Below are 16,030 nucleotides of genomic sequence, written 5' to 3' on the forward strand. Positions count from 1 at the left end.
TGCCATGCGGCGGTAGGCCGTCCGATCAGCCCCCGGTCGGATTGTGTGCATCGCGCGTACGCCTCCAAGCCGACTGCTGTACCGGTACGGCTGCCCCGGCCCCGGGACCTGATGCCGTCGAACCGCGTACGACCAGTTCAGGCAGGAAGACGAACTCGCTGTGCGGCGCCGGGGTACCCCCGACCTCCTCCAGCAGGGCGCGCACCGCGGCCTGGCCCATCGCCGTGACCGGCTGGCGAATCGTGGTGAGCGGCGGATCGGTGAACGCGATGAGCGGGGAGTCGTCGAATCCGACGACCGAGACGTCCCCGGGCACGGACAGGCCGTGCTGCCGGGCGGCCCGGACGGCGCCGAGCGCCATCATGTCCGAGGCGCACACCACGGCGGTGCAGCCGGCCTCGATCAGCCCCGAGGCGGCCGCCTGGCCGCCCTCCAAAGTGAACAGTGAGTGCTGGATACCGTCCTCGGCCAGCCGCGCCGGTATGCCGAGCACCTGGTCCATGCTGCGCAGGAAGCCCTCGATCTTGCGCTGCACCGGAACGAAGCGCTTGGGCCCGACCGCCAGGCCGATCCGCTCGTGTCCGAGCGAGGCCAGATGCGTGACGGCCAGCCGCATCGCGCCCCGGTCGTCGGGGGACACGAACGGGGCCTTGATCTTGTCGGAGAATCCGTTGATGAGGACGAAGGGCACGCCCTGGCCCTGCAGTCGGTCGTAGCGCTCCATGTCGGCGGTGGAGTCGGCGTGCAGGCCGGAGACGAAGATGATCCCGGAGACGCCTCGCTCGACCAGCATCTCCACCAGCTCGTCCTCGGTGGAGCCGCCGGGGGTCTGGGTGGCCAGCACGGGCGTGTATCCCTGGCGGGTCAGCGCCTGGCCGATGACCTGCGCGAAGGCCGGGAAGATGGGATTCTCCAGCTCGGGCGTGATGAGTCCGACGAGGCCGGCGCTGCGCCGGCGCAGCCGGACCGGCCGTTCGTAGCCGAGCAGATCGAGTGCGGCCAGCACGGATTGGCGGGTTGCCGCGGAGACCCCGGGCTTGCCGTTGAGAACACGGCTGACCGTCGCTTCGCTCACCCCCGCCTGGGCTGCGATGTCGGCAAGCCTTGCGGTCACAGGATTGGACTGTACCGGTCGCATCTCAGATCGCCCACCAGATGCACGAATGGGCCGGAAGACGGATGTTTCCGCCGGTGGGCGCCACGGGATCGCTGGAGAGCAGCAGCCGCCCGGGAACGGGCAGTTCGACGGGCGTGGAGCGGGTGTTCACGGTGCAGACCAGACCGGGCCGGGAGAGGGCCAGCACGCCCTCGGGGGCGTCCAGCCACCGCATGGGGCCGTCGCCGAGGCCGGGCAGTTCGCGGCGCAGCCGCAGAGCGGCGCGGTACAGCTCCAGGGTGGAGGCGGGGTCGCCGGTCTGCGCCTCGACGCTCAGGCCGGCCCAGGAGGCGGGCTGCGGCAGCCAGCTGCCGCCGCTGCCGAAGCCGTACGAGGTGCCCTCGGCCGTCCACGGGATCGGCACCCGGCAGCCGTCGCGCAGGCCGTCCTGGCCGTTGTCGCGGAAGAAGGAGGGGTCCTGGCGGACCTCGTCGGGCAGGTCGGTCACCTCCGGCAGGCCCAGCTCCTCGCCCTGGTAGACGTAGACCGAGCCGGGCAGCGCGAGCATGAGCATCGCCGCCGCCCGCGCGCGGCGCAGACCGGTGGCGCCGCCGCCGTAGCGGGTGACGTGGCGGACCACGTCGTGGTTGGAGAGCACCCAGGTGGTGGGGGCGCCGACGGAGACGGTGGCGGCCAGCGACTCGTCGATCACCGCGCGCATGGCGGCGGCGTCCCAGTCGCAGCGCAGGAAGTGGAAGTTGAAGGCCTGGTGCAGCTCGTCCGGGCGCACATAGAGCGCCATCCGCTCGGGGGTGGGGGCCCAGGCCTCGGCGACCCCGATGCGCGGGCCGGGGTAGCCGTCGAGCAGCCGCCGCCAGGAGCGGTGGATCTCGTGCACACCGTCCTGGTCGAAGAACGGCAGCACCTGGGAGCCGATCAGCTTGACCTGCTCCTGGTGCCCGATGTCGGGCAGACCGGCGGCCTTGACCATGCCGTGGGCGACGTCGATGCGGAAGCCGTCGACGCCGAGGTCGAGCCAGAAGCGCAGGATCTGGTCGAACTCCTCCCGTACCTCGGGGTGGTCCCAGTCGAGGTCGGGCTGTTCGGGCGCGAACAGGTGCAGATACCAGTCCCCGTCGGGGACGCGGGTCCAGGCCGGGCCGCCGAAGACCGACTCCCAGTCGTTGGGCGGCAGTTCGCCGTGCTCGCCCTTGCCGGGACGGAAGTGGTAGCGCCCGCGGTCCGGGCCCCCGTGCCGGTCCGCGAGCGCGGCCAGGAACCACGCGTGCCGGTCGGAGGTGTGGTTCGGGACGATGTCCACGATCACCCTCAGGCCCAGGTCGTGCGCGGTCCGGACGAGGTCGTCGGCGTCCGCGAGGGAGCCGAAGAGGGGATCCACGGTCCGGTAGTCGGCGACGTCGTAGCCGCCGTCGGCCTGCGGGGAGGCGTAGAACGGCGTCAGCCAGACGGCGTCGGCCCCCAGATCCGCCAGATAGGGCAGGCGCGCCCGGGCGCCGGGCAGGTCGCCCACGCCGTCTCCGTCGCCGTCCGCGAAGGAGCGCACGTACACCTGGTAGATGACGGCGCTGCGCCACCAGCCGGGGTCCGTGCCCGCGGGCTGGTCCGCGGCCGTGTGGGCCGCGCCGTGGACGGCGGGGGCGAGCTCTTGGGTCATGTCGGTCCCTCGTGAGTCGGCGCCGGTTCCTGCCGATGATTCCCATCCACCGCCCGATCGGCAATGCCTTTCAGAATTTTGCGGAAGATGGCGTAACGACTTCCAGGCTGCCGCTTTCTCCCTGCCGCATCTCCCCTCGGCAACTGCGGAGACACGTGGGCGTAACGATCGGAAGATCTTGCAAGTCTTTGCAGCAAGGTCTTTCGGGAAGCTTTCATCCCTGTTACGTTCCTCGACAGCCCGGCGGCCGCAACGGTGCAGTCGACAGGGGGGACGCGGAGACGCGCCCCGCGCTATCACGGGCTTTCATCCTGGAGGAGATCACATGCGGCGTGGCATAGCGGCCACCGCGCTGGTTGCGGCGCTCGGGCTCGCGGCGACGGCTTGCGGCGGCGACAGCGGCAGTGACAAGGCCGACGGTCCCGTCACCATCACCTGGTGGGACACCTCGAACGCCACCAATGAGGCGCCGACCTACAAGGCCCTGGTCGCGGACTTCGAGAAGGCGAACGCGAAGATCAAGGTCAAGTACGTCAACGTCCCCTTCGACGCGGCGCAGAACAAGTTCGACACCGCCGCCGGCAGCAAGGGCGCCCCCGACGTGCTCCGCTCCGAGGTCGGCTGGACGCCCGCGTTCGCCAAGAAGAGCTACTTCCTGCCGCTGGACGGCACCGAGGCCCTCGCCGACCAGGACAAGTTCCAGGCGTCCCTGCTCAAGCAGGCCCAGTTCGCCGGCAAGACCTACGGTGTCCCCTTCACCACCGACACCCTGGCGCTGGTCTACAACAAGAAGCTCTTCCAGCAGGCCGGTATCGCCGACGCCCCCAAGACCTGGGACGACCTGAAGGCCGCCGCCAAGACCATCAAGGCGAAGACCGGTGCCGACGGCTTCTGGCTGAACACCGCGTCCTACTACGCCCAGCCGTTCCTGTACGGCGAGGGCGCCGACATGGTCGACACCTCCGCCAAGAAGATCACCATCAACAGCCCCGCCGCCGTCAAGGGCCTCACCACCTGGCAGAGCATGTTCTCCGGCGCCGGACTGCACAAGGCCGACACCACCGCGGACGGCTACGCCCACATCCAGGACGCCTTCGTCAACGGCAAGGTCGCCGCGATCATCCAGGGCCCGTGGGAGATCACCAACTTCTACAAGGGCTCCGCGTTCGCCGACAAGGGCAACCTCGGCATCGCCCCGGTCCCGGCCGGCTCCGCCGGATCTGCCGGCGCCCCCACCGGTGGCCACAACCTCGCCGTCTACGCCGGCTCGGACAAGGCCCACCAGGAAGCCGCGCTGACGTTCGTCAACTTCATGACCTCGGCGAAGAGCCAGACCACCATCGCCCTGAAGAACTCCACGCTGCCGACCCGCTCGGACGCCTACACCGCGCAGGTGACCGCCGACCCGGGCGTCAAGGGCTTCCAGGCGGTGCTGTCCTCCGCCCAGCCGCGTCCCGAGCTGCCCGAGTACAGCTCCCTGTGGGGCCCGTTCGGCGACGAGCTGACCAAGGTCGCCGGTGGTAAGGAGCCGCTGGACAAGGGCCTGGACAACGCGGCCCTCGCGATGGCCAAGCTGCTGCCCGACTACAGCAAGTGACCCCCGCGGCCGCCGGCCCCGCCCCCGAACCGGGCGGGCCGGCGGCCACCGGCCGTTGTACGCCGGAGGACACCCCGGAAGTCACCCCGCAAGACACCCGGCACGACACCCCGTGGAGAAGGCCCCAACGATGACAGTCGCCGTCGAGGGCGCGGTGCGGAAGTCCCGCGAAACGCGCGGATCACGCCCCGGTCCGATCGAGCGCCTCAAGCGCTCCTACCAGAAGCACTGGTACGCGTACGCGATGATCGCCCCGGTGGTCGTCGTGCTCGGCGTCCTGGTGGGCTATCCGCTCGCCCAGGGCCTGTACCTCACACTCACCGACGCCAACAGCCTGAACTCGGCCCGCACCATCGGTGTCAACCACATCGACGCCACCTACCAGTTCATCGGCCTGCACAACTACGCCGACATCCTGTGGGGCCCGACCTCCTACGACCGCTTCTGGTCGCACTTCATCTGGACGGTGGTCTGGACCGCGGTCTGCGTCGCCCTCCACTACGGCCTGGGCCTGGGCCTGGCCCTGCTGCTCAACCAGAAGCTGCGCGGGCGCACCTTCTACCGCATGATGCTGATCCTGCCCTGGGCGGTGCCGACCTTCGTCACCGTCTTCTCCTGGCGGATCATGCTCAGCGACTCCGGGGTGGTGAACTCCGTCCTGGGGGGTCTCCATCTGCCGCAGCCGCAATGGCTGGAGGACACCACCTTCCAGCGGATCGCCGCGATCGGTGTCAACACCTGGGTGGGCGTGCCCTTCATGATGGTCTCGCTGCTCGGCGGTCTCCAGTCGATCCCGTCGGAGCTGTACGAGGCCGCCGAGATGGACGGCGCCAACGCCTGGCAGCGCTTCCGCAACGTCACCCTGCCGGGTCTGCGCTCGGTCAGCAGCACCGTCGTGCTGCTCGGCATCATCTGGACGTTCAACCAGTTCGCCATCATCTACCTGCTCTTCGGCAGCGGCGCACCGGACGCGCAGATCCTCGTGACCTGGGCCTACCAACTCGGGTTCGGCCAGCAGCCGCGCGACTACGCGCAGTCCGCCGCCTACGGCGTGCTCCTGCTGTCGATCCTGGTCGTCTTCACCACCTTCTACCGCCGCTGGCTGGCCCGCCATGACCAGCTCGCCGCCTGAGGGGATCAGCATGAGCACCACGACCCAGACCACGATCGCGGACTCCGGTCCCGCCGGCGACCCGCAGGGCGCCGCGTCCGGGAAGCAGCGCCCGGGCGGCTACCGGCGCGGCCGCCGCAGCCGCACCGCCTCGGTGCTGTCGCACGGCGTACTGACCGGCGCCAGCCTCATCGCCCTCTTCCCGATCGGCTGGCTGGTCTTCCTCTCCCTCGGCCCGGACAAGGACGACTACCTGCACCCCGGCCGGATCCTGGACAAGGCGGGCTTCTCCAACTACTCCTTCGTCCTGGAGCACACGGGTTTCCTCACCTGGTTCGGGAACACCCTGATCGTCGCCGGGGCCACCTGCGTCATCGGTGTGCTGATCGCGGCGACCACCGGCTACGCGGTCTCCCGCATGCGCTTCCCGGGCTACAAGAAGTTCATGTGGGCGCTGCTGATCACCCAGATGTTCCCGGTCGCCGTCCTCATGGTCCCGATGTACGTGATCCTCTCGGACCTGGGACTGATCGACACCTACGGCGGCCTGATCCTCATCTACTGCAGCACCGCCGTGCCGTACTGCGCGTGGATGCTCAAGGGCTACTTCGACACGATCCCCTTCGAGATCGACGAGGCCGGCCGCGTCGACGGGCTCAGCCCGTTCGGCACCTTCTGGCGGCTGGTGCTGCCGCTGGCCCGGCCGGGCCTGGCGGTGGCCGCCTTCTACACCTGCCTCACCGCCTGGGGCGAGGTCGCCTTCGCGACCACCTTCATGCTCGACGACGGCAAGTACACCCTCGCCGTCGGCCTGAGCAGCTTCGTCAGCGAGCACGACGCGCAGTGGAACTACATGGCCGCCACCGCGGTGCTCATCGCCATCCCCGTCAGTTTTGTGTTCTACCTCGTGCAGAAGCACCTGGTCACCGGCCTCACCGCCGGCGCGGCCAAGTCCTGACCGCACGACCCGGGGCACCCGGCCGGACCGGCCGGGTGCCCCGGCCCTGCCGTCATCGCCGTACCGTGCCTTCAATCCTCCAAGGGATCACCATGACCCAGTACCTGGCGGACTCCACCCGTCACCCGCACGCCTCAGACCAGCCCGTGGCCGCCACGGACTGGTGGAGAGACGCGGTCATCTACCAGGTCTACCCCCGGAGTTTCGCCGACGCGAACGGCGACGGCATGGGCGACATCCCCGGCGTCCGCGAGCGCCTTCCGTACCTGCGCGACCTCGGTGTCGACGCGGTCTGGCTGAGCCCCTTCTACGCCTCCCCGCAGGCCGACGCGGGTTACGACGTCGCCGACTACCGGGCCATCGACCCCATGTTCGGCACCCTCCACGACGCCGACGGCCTGATCCGCGACGCCCACCGGCTGGGTCTGCGGATCATCGTCGACCTGGTCCCCAACCACTCCTCCGACCAGCACGAGTGGTTCAAGCAGGCGCTGCGCGAGGGTCCCGGCTCCCCGCTGCGGCAGCGCTACCACTTCCGTCCCGGCAAGGGCGAGAACGGCGAACTGCCGCCCAACGACTGGGAGTCCATCTTCGGCGGGCCGTCCTGGACGCGTACCGAGGACGGCGAGTGGTACCTGCACCTCTTCGCGCCCGAGCAGCCGGACTTCAACTGGGAGCACCCGGCCGTCCAGGACGAGTTCCGCTCGATCCTGCGCTTCTGGCTGGACATGGGCGTCGACGGCTTCCGCATCGACGTCGCGCACGGTCTGGTGAAGGCCGACGGCCTGCCCGACATCGGGGCACACGAGCAGCTCAAGCTCCTTGGCAACGATGTCCTGCCCTTCTTCGACCAGGACGGCGTCCACGAGGTCTACCGCTCCTGGCGGCGCATCCTCGACGAGTACTCGCCCAGCCTTCGGCCGGGGGTGCCCCCACGCCCGCGCATCGCCGTCGCCGAGGCCTGGACCCCCACCGTCGAGCGCACGGCCCACTACGTCCGCCCCGACGAACTGCACCAGGCCTTCAACTTCCAGTACCTGGGCACCAAGTGGGACGCCGTCGAGCTGCGCGAGGTCATCGACCGCTCGCTCGACGCCATGCGCCCGGTCGCCGCGCCCACCACCTGGGTGCTGTCCAACCACGACGTCGTCCGACACGCCACCCGGCTGTCCGCCGACGAGAAGAGCTACGACCCGCGCCGAGCCCGCGCCGCCTCCCTGCTGATGCTGGCCCTGCCCGGTTCCGCGTACGTCTACCAGGGCGAGGAGCTGGGCCTGCCGGAGGTGACCGACCTGCCCGACGAGGCCCGTCAGGACCCGGCGTTCTTCCGTGCGGCAGGCCAGGACGGCTTCCGCGACGGCTGCCGGGTGCCGATCCCGTGGACGGCCGAGGGGACCTCGTACGGCTTCGGCAGCGGCGGCAGCTGGCTGCCGCAGCCCGCCTCCTGGGCCGGCCTGAGCGTCGAGGCGCAGACCGGCGACCCCGCCTCCACCCTGGAGCTGTACCGCGCGGCCCTGCGGCTGCGCCGCGACCTGCCCGGCCTCGGCGCGGGGGAGTCGGTGCACTGGCAGGACGCCCCGGAGGGCGTGCTGGTCTTCCGCCGCCCCGGTTTCGCCTGCACCGTCAACACCACGGGCGCCCCCGTGACCCTGCCGGCTCCGGGCACGGTGCTGCTGAGCACCGTCCCCGTCGAGGTCACGGCGGACGGGGTGGTCCTCCCGTCCGACACGACCGTCTGGTGGGCCGTTTGACGTGCGCCGCGGTCGCATAGGCTCGGGCACCGTGAACACCACGGCCCGCCTCGCCGACATCGCGGCACAAGCGGGGGTCAGCGAGGCCACCGCCAGCCGCGTGCTGAACGGGAAGGCGGGGGTCGCCCCCGCCACCCGGCAGAAGGTGCTGGCCGCACTGGACGTGCTCGGCTACGAGCGCCCCGTGCGGCTGCGCCGGAGCAGCGCCGGCCAGATCGGGCTGATCACCCCCGAGCTCAACAACCCGATCTTCCCCGCCTTCGCCCAGGTCATCGAGCAGAACCTGACCGGCTACGGCTACACCGCGGTGCTGTGCACCCAGCACCCCGGCGGCTCCACCGAGGACGAACTGGTGGAGGCGCTGGTGGAGCGCGGGGTGCGCGGCGTCGTCTTCCTGTCCGGCCTGCACGCCGACGTCACCGCCGACCCCGAGCGCTACGCCCGGCTCCTCGGGCAGGGCGTGCCCTATGTGCTCGTCAACGGGTACAACCCGGCGATCGCCGGGCCGTACATCTCGCCGGACGAGCGCGCCTCGGCGCGTATCGCCGTGCAGCACCTGGTGGAGCTCGGCCACCAGCGGATCGGCCTGGCCGTCGGGCCCAACCGCTACGTGCCGGTGCACCGCAAGGTCGACGGCTTTGTGGAGGCGCTCGGTTATTTCCTGGGCCTGGACGAGGAGGCGGCGGCGGACTGCGTGCAGCACACCCTGTTCTCCGTCGAGGGCGGTCACGCGGCCGCCGGCGCGCTGCTGGACCGGGGCTGCACGGGCATCGTGTGCGGCAGCGACCTGATGGCGCTGGGGGCCGTGCGGGCGGTGCGGGAGCGGGGGCGAGACGTCCCCGGGGACGTGTCGGTCGTCGGGTACGACGACTCGCCGCTGATCGCCTTCACCGACCCGCCGCTGACCACGGTCCGGCAGCCGGTCGAGGCGATGGGTGCGGCCGCCGTCAACGCGCTGCTGGAGGAGATCGGCGGCAATCCGGTGCAGCGTGGGGAGTTCGTCTTCCAGACGGAGCTGGTCGTCCGCGGCTCCACGGGCCAGGCGCCCGGCGGCGGCCGGCGCTCCTGACGCCAGGTCCGTCCGAGGGGGCCGTCCCGAGCGGGGCGTGCGGGGGGGCCTCGTCGGCCCCGGGGTCCGCCTCCGTCGATGTCTCCGGTCCGGCCGGCCGGGCGCGTGGGGCCGCAGTCAGGCGCGGACCCCCGGCCGGCCGGACCGGGATGAAGAGGAACGTAACAGCGCTTCACAGCGGGACGGAAGGCCCCTGTAGAAACTTTCTGCAAGATTCTGCAGGTGAGGGGCGGCCGGGCGGTTCAGGGCGCGATGCCCACGCCCGGCAGCCGGCCGAGCGCCCGCTCCCGTGCCGCGGGCAGCGCCGGCCGGTGCCGCGCCCCCCGGCCGCGGGTACACGCGGGTGGCGTACGGGCGCGGGGAGTAGTCCGGGGCGAAGAAGCAGCCGGTGCCGTAGACGGCGTCGAACGCCGGGCAGGAGGCCGCGACCGGGGCCGGCGTGGGCTTGCGGCCGGTGCGTACCCATCCGGCCAGCGCTTTGACGGCGTCGGCGTACTCCGCGGCGCTCAGCTCGCTGTGCTCGGTCTCCCGCGCGAAGGTCTGCCCGAGACGGACCCCGCGATGAGCGCCGTGGCTGCTGCGGGCGCCCTCCAGGGACGCCCGGTAGGCCGCCTCGTGCTCGACGAACGCCGTGGGGTCGTCGATGGCGTGCATCGTGAGGACGGGGAGGGAGACGGCGCCGGTGATGTCGCTGTCGAAGGACAGGTCCCGCTGAGCGGTGGGGTGGCCAGGAGCGCGGCGACCGCCGCGACCGTCAGGGAGATGCGGCGTCGTGCGGATCGGGACCGGGGGCGGTGGGGGGAGTGCCCGGTGACCATCGTCTCGTCCTTCCGTCGTCGTCCGGCGCGTCGATCGCGCGGGTCCCCGATGCTCGGTGACGCCGGCGGCGGGGGGCCGGAGCCGTGGCCCTTGCGTTCGTAGTGTTCGGTGATCCGAGGCGGCGGACCGTGATGTGACGATGCGTCAGAGTCCGAATGCCGGTGTGACGACGGGTCCGTTGGAAATCCTTGCGACATCTTGCTGTAAGACCTGCGCAAGAGGTACGGTCCCGCTCACGGTCCGGCACCGCCGCCGGGCCATGGCTCATGGCGCGTGGGCTCCCAGAGGTACACCCGTCCGCACACGGATTCCGCAAGGAGAACCCCCGTGGCCCAGCCCACCGGGCTGCCCGCGTCCGCCGCGCGTTCACGCGCGTGCAGACGCGGAGCCGCAGCCGTCGCGGTGGCGGCCCTCGCCGCCGCCTTCGCCGTCCCCGCCTCGGCTCCCGCCGCCTCGGCGGCCGCCCCGCCCCCGCCCCCCTCGGACTCCGCGCTCGCCGCACAGCCGGCACGCCACGACCTGACGCGGGAGCAGTTCTACTTCGTTCTGCCGGATCGTTTCGCCAACGGCGACTCCTCCAACGACAGGGGCGGTCTGACGGGCACCCGGCTCAGCACCGGCTACGACCCCGCCGACAAGGGCTTCTACCAGGGCGGCGACCTCAAGGGGCTGACCCGGCGGCTCGACTACATCAAGAACCTCGGCACCACCGCGATATGGATGGCGCCGATTTTCAAGAACCGGCCCGTGCAGGGGACGGGGGACCAGGCCTCGGCCGGGTACCACGGCTACTGGATCACCGACTTCACCCAGGTCGACCCGCATTTCGGCACCAACGCCGACCTCAAGTCGCTGATCTCCAAGGCCCACGCCAAGGGCATGAAGGTCTTCTTCGACGTCATCACCAACCACACCGCCGACGTCGTCGACTACGACGAGAAGTCCTACGGCTACCTCTCCAAGGGCGCGTTCCCCTATCTGACCGAGGACGGCGTGCCCTTCGACGACAGCGACTACGCCGGGGGCGGCAAGGGCTTCCCGGCCGTCGACCGCGACTCCTTCCCCCGCACCCCTGTCGCCACCGCGAAGAGCAAGGTCCCGTCCTGGCTCAACGACCCGGCGATGTACCACAACCGGGGCGACTCCACCTTCGCCGGCGAGAGCGCCGACCACGGCGACTTCTCCGGCCTGGACGACCTGTGGACCGAGCGTCCCGAGGTCGTGAGGGGCATGGAGGAGATCTACGAGAAGTGGGTCCGCGACTTCGCCGTCGACGGCTTCCGGATCGACACCGTCAAGCACGTGGACCTGCCGTTCTGGACCCAGTGGGCCACGGCGCTCGACGCGTACGCCGCGAAGCACGGCCGCAAGGACTTCTTCATGTTCGGCGAGGTCTACTCCGCCGACACGGCCATCACCTCCCCGTACGTCACCCAGGGACGGCTGGACTCGACGCTCGACTTCCCCTTCCAGGACGCCGCCCGCCAGTACGCGTCCCAGGGCGGCTCCGCGGCGCGGCTCGCCTCGGTCTTCGGCGACGACTACCGCTACACGACCGACAAGGCCAACGCGTACGAGCAGGTCACCTTCCTCGGCAACCACGACATGGGCCGCATCGGCACGTTCCTGGAACAGGACAACCCGAAGGCGGACGACGCCGAACTCGTGCGGCGGGACCGGCTCGCCGACGAGCTGATGTTCCTCTCCCGCGGCAACCCCGTCGTCTACTACGGCGACGAGCAGGGCTTCACCGGCGCCGGCGGTGACAAGGACGCCCGCCAGACGATGTTCGCCTCCAAGGTCGCCGACTACCTCGACGACGACCAGCTCGGCACCGACCGCACCCACGCGAGCGACGCCTACGACACCGGCGCCCCGCTCTACCGCGCGATCGCGAAGCTGTCCGCACTCCGCAAGGCGAACCCGGCCCTGGCCGACGGCGCCCAGACCGAGCGCTACGCCGCGGACGGGGCCGGGATCTACGCCTTCTCGCGCACGGACGCGAGGACCCGCACCGAGTACGTCGTCGCCGTCAACAACGCCACCGGGGCGAGGACCGCCGAAGTCCCCACCGGCTCCGCGAACACCGCCTTCGCCGCCCTCTACGGCACGCGGGGCTCCGTCCGCAGCGGCGCCGACACCAAGATCGCTGTCACGGTCCCCGCGCTGTCCGCCGTGGTCTACAAGGCCGGCAAGCCGCTCGGTGCCCCCGCCGCCGTCCCGGCCCTGACCCTGAAGGCCCCCGCCGCGGGTGCCATCGGCACCGTCGAGCTCTCCGCCGACGTCCGGGGCGGCCGGCTGAACCGGGTCGTCTTCGCCGCACAGACCGGCAACGGGCCGTGGAAGGTCCTCGGCTCGGCGGACCACGCGCCGTACAAGGTCACCCAGACGGTCGGCGGCGACGTGACGCCCGGCACCGCGCTGCGGTACAAGGCGGTCGTGATCGATTCCGCCGGCCGCACCGCGAGCGCCACAGCTGAGTCCACCAGCGGCACCCCGGCCCCGCCGCAGCCCCCGGTGGCGAGCAGCCGCGACTACGCGATCGTCCACTACAAGCGCGCCGACAACAGTTACACCGACTGGCGCCTGTACGCCTGGGGCGACATCGCCGACGGCGAGGGCACCACCTGGCCCGCCGGGCACGACTTCATCGGCCGCGACGCCTACGGCGCCTTCGCCTATGTGAAGCTCAAGCCGGGCGCCTCCAGCGTCGGTTACCTCGTCATCGACAAGGACGGCAACAAGGACGTCGCCGCCGACCGCTCCATCGACGTCACCAAGACCGGCGAGATCTGGGCCGAGCAGGGCAAGGAGGCCGTCGCGACCCAGGCCCCGTCCGGCACCGAGCCGGGACAGGACCGCTCCAAGGCCGTCCTCCACTACCACCGGGCCGATGGGGGTACCTCCCAGGCCGGAGGCTCTGGGGGAGACTACGCCGGCTGGGGCCTGCACACCTGGACCGGCGCGGCCAACCCCACCGACTGGACCGCCCCGTTGCAGCCGGTGCGCACCGATGCCTACGGCGCCGTCTTCGAGGTGCCGCTCGCCGCGGGCGCCACGTCGCTCAGCTACATCCTCCACAACGGCGACACCAAGGACCTGCCCGCCGACCAGTCGCTCGACCTCGCCACCTACGGACACGAGGTGTGGCTCCTGAACGGCACCGAGAAGTACCTCCTGCCCTCCACCGCCGGCTCCTCCGCCGACCTCGACCTGTCGTCGGCCAAGGCCCAGTGGATCGACGCGGACACCGTCGCCTGGAAGACCGGCGACACCGCGGCGAGCGTCCAGCTGGTGTACGCCCCCGGCGGCGGCCTGACGATCAAGGACGGAGCACTCTCCGGCGAGGGCCACTGGCTCCGCCTCGACCGGGTCGCGGGCGGCCTCACCGACGCCCAGAAGGCCCGCTTCCCGCACCTGAAGGACTACGCGGCCTTCACGATCGACCCCCGCGACCGCGACCGCGTCCGCACGGCCCTCACGGGGCAGGTCATCGCCACGCAGCGGCTTGCCAATGGCGCGCTCCTTTCGGCGACCGGCGTCCAGCTCCAGGGAGTGCTGGACGACCTGTACGCGGCGAAGGCGACCAAGGCCGTCCTCGGCCCGGTCTTCTCCCAGGGCAGGCCCACGCTCTCCGTATGGGCCCCGACCGCGCAGTCCGTCTCCCTCGATCTGGCGGGCGCCACCGTCCCGATGCAGCGCGACGGTTCCACCGGAGTGTGGAGCGTCACCGGTGAGCGGAGCTGGACCGGCAAGCCGTACCGCTACGCCGTGAAGGTCTGGGCGCCCAGCGTCCAGAAGGTCGTCACCAACACCGTCACCGACCCCTACTCGGTCGCCCTGACCGCCGACTCGAAGCAGAGCATCGTCGTCGATCTCGATGACAAGGCGCTCGCCCCGAGCGGCTGGTCGCACCTGGCCAAGCCCGAGGCCGTGGGCCTGAACAACGCCCAGATCCAGGAACTCCACGTCCGGGACTTCTCCGCCGAGGACGCCACCGTCCCCGCCGGGGACCGGGGCAAGTACACGGCCTTCACCGACACCGGCTCCGCGGGCATGACACACCTGCGGGCGCTCGCGAAGTCCGGTGTCTCCTACGTCCACCTGCTGCCGGCCTTCGACTTCGCCACCGTGGCCGAGAAGAGCGCCGACCAGGCCCGCGTCGACTGCGACCTGGCCGCCTTCCCCGCCGACTCCGGCAAGCAGCAGGAGTGCGTGGCGGCCGTCGCCGCCAAGGACGCCTACAACTGGGGCTACGACCCCTTCCACTACACCGTCCCCGAGGGCTCCTACGCCACCGACCCGGAGGGCACGCGGCGCACCGTCGAGTTCCGGAGGATGGTGCAGGGCCTCAACACCTCCGGGCTGCGGGTCGTCATGGACGTGGTCTACAACCACACCGCCGCGAGCGGCCAGGACGACACGTCCGTCCTCGACAGGATCGTGCCCGGCTACTACCAGCGGCTGCTGGACGACGGCACGGTCGCCGACTCCACCTGCTGCTCCAACACCGCGCCCGAGAACGCGATGATGGGCAAGCTCGTCGTCGACTCGCTCGTCACCTGGGCCAGGGAGTACAAGGTCGACGGCTTCCGCTTCGACCTCATGGGCCACCACCCCAAGGCGAACATCCTCGCCGTCCGCAAGGCGCTGGACGCGCTGACCCCCGCGAAGGACGGCGTCGACGGCAAGAAGATCATCCTCTACGGCGAGGGCTGGAACTTCGGCGAGGTCGCCGACGACGCCCGCTTTGTGCAGGCCACCCAGAAGAACATGGCCGGCACGGGCGTCGCCACCTTCTCCGACCGCGCCCGCGACGCGGTGCGCGGCGGCGGCCCCTTCGACTCCGACCCCGGCGTCCAGGGCTTCGCCTCGGGCCTGTTCACCGACCCCAACGGCTCCGCCGCCAACGGCACCGAGGCCGAGCAGAAGGCCCGCCTGCTGCACTACCAGGACCTCATCAAGGTGGGCCTGACCGGCAACCTGGCGTCCTTCTCCTTCACCGACAGCAGCGGCAAGGAGGTCACCGGCGCCGAGGTCGACTACAACGGCTCGCCCGCCGGTTACGCGGACGCGCCGGGCGACGCCCTCGCCTACGCGGACGCCCACGACAACGAGGCGCTCTTCGACGCCCTCGCCTACAAGCTGCCCAAGGACACCTCACCCGCCGACCGGGCCCGGATGCAGGTGCTCGCCGAGTCCGTCCCGGCGCTCTCGCAGGGCCCGGCGCTCTATCAGGCCGGCTCCGACCTGCTGCGCTCCAAGTCCCTGGACCGCAACTCCTACGACTCGGGCGACTGGTTCAACGCCGTCCACTGGGACTGCCGGGCCGGCAACGGCTTCGGCCGCGGCCTGCCCCCGAAGGCCGACAACGAGTCCAAGTGGCCGTACGCCAAGCCGCTGCTGACCGCGGACACCCTCACGGTCGGCTGCCCGGAGATCACCGCGGCCTCGGCCGCGTACCAGGACCTGCTGCGCATCCGCTCCACCGAGCCCTTCTTCGGGCTCACCACGGCCGCGCAGGTGCGGGAGCGGCTCTCCTTCCCGCTGTCCGGCAAGGACGAGACCCCGGGCGTGATCACGATGAGGCTCGGCGATCTGGTGGTGGTGCTCAACGCCACCCCGCAGGCCCAGGAGCAGCGGGTCGCCGCCCTCGCCGGCACGGCCTGGACCCTCCACCCGGTACAGGCCGCGGGCTCCGACCCCGTGGTCAGGCGGTCCGCCTACGACAGCGCGTCGGGCACCTTCACGGTCCCGGCGCGGACCGTCGCGGTGTACGTCCACGGGTAACGCGACGTTCCGTCACCGCCCGGTCGGCGCGCCCCTTGCGGGGAGCCCCGGCCGGGCGGTGCCGCGTACGGGCGGTGCCGCGTACGGGCGGTGCTGCGTACGGGCGAAGTGCGGGCCCATCCGGATGAATTCGCGGCGTGTCGGTCCGGGGGGACGGGTGGGGA

Annotated in this window: 8 protein-coding genes and 1 pseudogene; 6 read left to right on the top strand and 3 right to left on the bottom strand. The window is 71.1% G+C overall.

What is annotated here, in order from left to right; genetic code table 11:
* Nucleotides 1–25: 25 nt before the first annotated feature.
* Both RV983_RS25940 and RV983_RS25945 read right to left on the bottom strand, forming a co-directional pair.
* Nucleotides 26–1,114, bottom strand: a complete 1,089-nt coding sequence (locus RV983_RS25940; RefSeq protein WP_475988126.1) for a LacI family DNA-binding transcriptional regulator — start codon at nucleotides 1,112–1,114, stop codon at nucleotides 26–28.
* 25 nt (nucleotides 1,115–1,139) lie between these two features.
* Nucleotides 1,140–2,771 carry a glycoside hydrolase family 13 protein gene (locus RV983_RS25945; protein WP_475988127.1) on the bottom strand — a complete coding sequence of 544 codons (1,632 nt, stop codon included), beginning with the start codon at nucleotides 2,769–2,771 and terminating at the stop codon, nucleotides 1,140–1,142.
* Between the two features lie 325 nt (nucleotides 2,772–3,096).
* Here RV983_RS25945 and RV983_RS25950 point away from each other — a divergent pair, with 325 nt between their 5' ends.
* The 5 genes from RV983_RS25950 to RV983_RS25970 all read left to right on the top strand — a co-directional run bounded on the left by RV983_RS25950 (nucleotide 3,097) and on the right by RV983_RS25970 (nucleotide 9,257).
* Nucleotides 3,097–4,368, top strand: a complete 1,272-nt coding sequence (locus tag RV983_RS25950; RefSeq protein ID WP_475988128.1) for an extracellular solute-binding protein — start codon at nucleotides 3,097–3,099, stop codon at nucleotides 4,366–4,368.
* Nucleotides 4,369–4,498: 130 nt separating this feature from the next.
* The gene (locus RV983_RS25955; protein WP_475988129.1) at nucleotides 4,499–5,500 is read left to right on the top strand and encodes a carbohydrate ABC transporter permease; all 1,002 of its coding nucleotides are present in this window, start codon (nucleotides 4,499–4,501) and stop codon (nucleotides 5,498–5,500) included.
* Nucleotides 5,501–5,510: 10 nt separating this feature from the next.
* The gene (locus tag RV983_RS25960; RefSeq protein ID WP_475988130.1) at nucleotides 5,511–6,437 is read left to right on the top strand and encodes a sugar ABC transporter permease; all 927 of its coding nucleotides are present in this window, start codon (nucleotides 5,511–5,513) and stop codon (nucleotides 6,435–6,437) included.
* A 92-nt stretch (nucleotides 6,438–6,529) separates the two neighbouring features.
* Nucleotides 6,530–8,188 (top strand): glycoside hydrolase family 13 protein, encoded by a 1,659-nt coding sequence (locus RV983_RS25965; RefSeq protein ID WP_475988131.1) that lies wholly within the window; start codon nucleotides 6,530–6,532, stop codon nucleotides 8,186–8,188.
* Nucleotides 8,189–8,219: 31 nt separating this feature from the next.
* Nucleotides 8,220–9,257 carry a LacI family DNA-binding transcriptional regulator gene (locus RV983_RS25970; protein ID WP_475988132.1) on the top strand — a complete coding sequence of 346 codons (1,038 nt, stop codon included), beginning with the start codon at nucleotides 8,220–8,222 and terminating at the stop codon, nucleotides 9,255–9,257.
* A 242-nt stretch (nucleotides 9,258–9,499) separates the two neighbouring features.
* On the opposite strand, the pseudogene RV983_RS25975 reads toward RV983_RS25970, so the two are convergent.
* Nucleotides 9,500–9,986, bottom strand: a pseudogene (locus RV983_RS25975) (hypothetical protein); the annotation flags it as partial.
* Nucleotides 9,987–10,403: 417 nt separating this feature from the next.
* Between RV983_RS25975 and pulA the strand changes: the two are divergent.
* Nucleotides 10,404–15,866, top strand: a complete 5,463-nt coding sequence (pulA, locus tag RV983_RS25980; protein ID WP_475988133.1) for a pullulanase-type alpha-1,6-glucosidase — start codon at nucleotides 10,404–10,406, stop codon at nucleotides 15,864–15,866.
* Nucleotides 15,867–16,030: the final 164 nt, after the last annotated feature.

Source organism: Streptomyces sp. RLA123 (genome assembly GCF_056270165.1).